1 protein-coding gene is annotated in these 338 nt (G+C 64.8%); it reads right to left on the bottom strand.

Features of this window, described 5'->3' with window-relative positions; all coding sequences use genetic code 11:
* Positions 1–338, bottom strand: a 338-nt coding sequence (locus E2A64_RS17870) for a hypothetical protein (protein ID WP_428977509.1), incomplete at both ends; no start/stop codon positions are given.

Here is a 338-nt window from a genome sequence, read left to right as displayed (position 1 = left end):
TCACATCGTCCTCGCTGCTCAGGGTGAGGAAACTGTCGAAGACGCCATTGCCCGCGCCGAGGCTCTCGATTGCATCGGCGATGTCGGCCTGGGTCTGCGTCCGGGTGAAGTCGGAGAAGGCCGCGTCGTTGCGGTTCACGGTCAGTTCGACACTGTCGTCGTTGAAGCTGAGCGTGCCGTCGAGGAAGAGCAGGTCTTCCACGACGGAGCCGAATTCGCCGGCGAGCTCGCCGGTCAGGATCGTGGTGGCGGTGTCGAGTTCGAAGGCGAGCGGCCCCTTGGCCACGAGCCTGACATCGGCGCCGGAATCGATCGTGACGGTGCCGTCCACGTCGAGT

It is taken from the genome of Pseudohoeflea suaedae (assembly GCF_004354915.1).
GTDB classification, from domain to species: domain Bacteria; phylum Pseudomonadota; class Alphaproteobacteria; order Rhizobiales; family Rhizobiaceae; genus Pseudohoeflea; species Pseudohoeflea suaedae.
Note: the sequence above shows the minus strand (reverse complement) of the source record. Positions and strands in the feature narration are given on the sequence as shown.